We start from the raw sequence: 3,134 nt of genomic DNA, 5'->3' as shown, positions 1-3,134 counted from the left end.
GCCCTTGGCCTTGAGCTGCCTGAAAAAGGGTTTTTCACCCTTGATGCCATCCGGCCCTGGGGTCAGATGCCTTGCGGCATTACTCTGGCAACGCCCCAGATTCTTTTTCCCCGGGTGGACGTTGAAAAAAAAGCGGCTGAACTCCCTGCACCCAAACCGCTCAAACCGGCATTAAAAGAAGAAATCACCATTGATGATTTTTCCAAAATAGATTTAAGAGCCGGCAAGATTNNTCTCTGCTGAACGTATTGAGAAATCGGACAAATTACTTAAACTTCAAGTGGATTTAGGCACCCAGACCCGGCAGATCGTGGCAGGCATAGGCAAATCCTACACACCCGAAGAGGTGGTGGGCAAAGAGGTCATTGTTGTCGCCAACCTGAAACCCGTGAAACTTATGGGAGAATTGTCCGAGGGCATGGTGCTTGCGGCAAGTGTGAAAAAAGACCTTGTTCTTTCCGGATTCAACGGTAGTTCGAAGCCCGGTGGCCAGGTTAAATAGTCCACCATTCAAACATATTGATATTTTGAGATCAGCTTTTGCATTCCATTAAAACACATCGTTCCTGGCGAGAACTTCAGACAGACTATATTGAGCTAAAAAAGAAACAGGCCATGGCCAAGCGAATACGCCAAATGAGAAGGGTTCTCTGTCTTGGTGTTGCAGCCGCAGTGTTGCTCTGGTTTGGAGTGAACACGGTTTCCAAATTAAGTGATCGACCGCTTCCCGAAAAACCGGACAAAATTGTCAGTGAGCCGGCCCCGCCCAAGCACCTTGGGAAATCCCAAGTCAAAGCCCTGATCCAAAACATTGATATTCTCAATTCAAAAACAGACGTATTATTTGCGGACTGCCCTTCCGGGGCATTTACCATCCACACCCAACTGGATACAGGCCTTCAGGAAGAACTGATCAGAACACTGAACTATTTGAAGACATTGGACCGGGGAAAGCCCGAACTTATCGGCATGGTCGCCATGGATGCCGATACCGGATTCATAAAAGCCATGGCAGGGTTTGATCCGAACGATCCGACCGTAAACCCCTGCACACTGGCCGACTATCCGGCTGCCAGCATTTTCAAAATTGTCACCGCATCTGCTGCCGTGGAAAAATTAAATTATACCGCCACGACCCCCCTTTATTTCACCGGCAGAAAACACACCCTGTACCAACAGCAGTTAGCAAACCAGAAAGGCAAATATACCAATAAGGTTTCCCTGGAGACCGCTTTTGCCGAATCTATTAACCCGGTATTCGGCAAACTCGGGCAAATTACCCTTGGCAAAGAGGCACTTAACGATATTGCCCAAAAATTTGGTTTTAATCAGAGCCCGGATACTGATTTTGATTTCCCGGCCCCCCATTTTGACACCACCGGCTCTGATTACCATATAGCAGAACTTGGGAGCGGATTTAACCGGGACACCCTTATTTCACCGGTATTTGCCGCGGCAATGGTTTCAGCGGCGGTGAACAATGGGAACATCCTTGTACCCCGCCTTGTTGACAGCATATCAATTTCAAACGGAGACCTGATTTACAAAAGCACCAAAGAGATATATAAAACACCTTTCAGTCCCCAAACAGCCGAAACCATGATGAGATTAATGGAAAAAACCATATCGAGCGGTACAGCCAGGAAACGCTTCGTTGGGTATTCACGGGATGACGTGTTATCCGATCTTGTGATCGGAGGGAAAACCGGCTCCCTGTCCAACAAAGAGCATACCATTCGATATGACTGGTTTGCGGGATTCGGACAGCATAAAGTGACAAACCGTACTTTAATTGTCGCCGTGGTGGTGGGTCACGGCAAATATATCGGGACCCGGGCAAGCATCCACGCAAAAAATATGCTGAAAACCTATTTCAGCGCCCCCACCCAAGAAAATAGAGACAAGAAACAAGAGAGTAGAGGATGAAGCGCCAGCGGCGCTCATTTAGTTTTATATATCGGTTGGTTATGGTTTCATTCTTTGTTGTGTCCGCATAGGACATAGCGCTATATGGAGGCTACATATGAAATGCCAGGACAATCTTTCAGCACAACTTTTTAATTATCTTAAACACATTGCAAAGATAAATGTGGACATGGGCAAACCGCTGTCATCGGTTAAGGAAAACACCCTACTTTTTTTCCCCGACACCGGCTGCACCCTGGGCTGCGGGATCTGTGCCCTTGTGGCATTTAAAGGGCCTGCCTGTGAAAATGATCTGGAGTCCTTGTCCAAGGGCATTGAAACTCTTTCACAAAATCGTCTTAGCCTGCTGTCCAAAGGCAAAACCCCTATGGTTTCAAAAGATTACCTGGGTGGCGCAGACTTTTTATCCACCCTGTTTGACCATGCCCAGAACCTTAAGCAGGAAACGAGTTTTGCCTCCCTGTTTTATAANNCGGGAAAAAACCCGCAAATTGTCCGGCATGGCCAAGGATATTGAAAAAATTCTTACGAATGAAGTCCGGGATTTCAAATCTGCCACTGCCGGCCTATCCACCCCCGAGGTGGAGATTGCCGCAAATTATATTGACCGGCTCAAGGATATCGCCTGGTGTCTGAAAAAAGAGATTATTGACAATATTGAGGCCATTGCGAATCTGGCCCCGGGCATAGAGAAACAAAACAACCCGGCAGGGATAGCGCTTTTTAAGCGGATCAATGCCGTACTCAACAGCCTTGACCGCCTGGAGGTCAGAGGACGCGATTCGGCAGGCATTTCAGTGCTGTGCACCCTGGATGAAAAAGAATTTTCAAAATATAAAAGAGTTCTTGAAAAAAGTGGGCTCGACAAAGATTTGGAAAGCAGAAGAAACCGACAAATCCTGTCAAACAACACCATCTCAATTAATGAAGTTAGCGGTCCAGGTTCCCAGAACCGTATTACCATCTGTTTTGTATACAAATTTGCCGCAGAGATAGGTGCCCTTGGCGACAACATCGCCTTTATCAGGAATCAGATTAAAAAAGACCCCATACTCCAGGCTCTTGCCGAATTTTCACCGTTGACGTCATCGGTCTCGGCCCATACAAGATGGGCATCCATAGGTGATATCACCGAAGCCAACTGCCATCCTTTGGACAATACACCCACAGATACCAAGATACCCCGAAGCGGTATCATCCATGTCTGC

Annotated in this window: 2 protein-coding genes; both read left to right on the top strand. The window is 47.3% G+C overall.

The features are described 5' to 3' along the window. The first annotated feature begins 280 nt into the window (after positions 1-280). Positions 281-502 (top strand): hypothetical protein, encoded by a 222-nt coding sequence (locus tag B3D59_RS18030; RefSeq protein WP_286822536.1) that lies wholly within the window; start codon positions 281-283, stop codon positions 500-502. 38 nt (positions 503-540) lie between these two features. Beyond that, positions 541-1,926, top strand: a complete 1,386-nt coding sequence (locus B3D59_RS18025) for a penicillin-binding transpeptidase domain-containing protein (protein ID WP_286822535.1) — start codon at positions 541-543, stop codon at positions 1,924-1,926. The last annotated feature ends 1,208 nt before the right edge of the window (positions 1,927-3,134 follow it).

This window comes from Desulfobacter sp. UBA2225 (genome assembly GCF_002348205.1).
GTDB classification, from domain to species: Bacteria; Desulfobacterota; Desulfobacteria; order Desulfobacterales; family Desulfobacteraceae; genus Desulfobacter; species Desulfobacter postgatei.
This window is presented reverse-complemented; position numbering and strand designations above follow the sequence as displayed.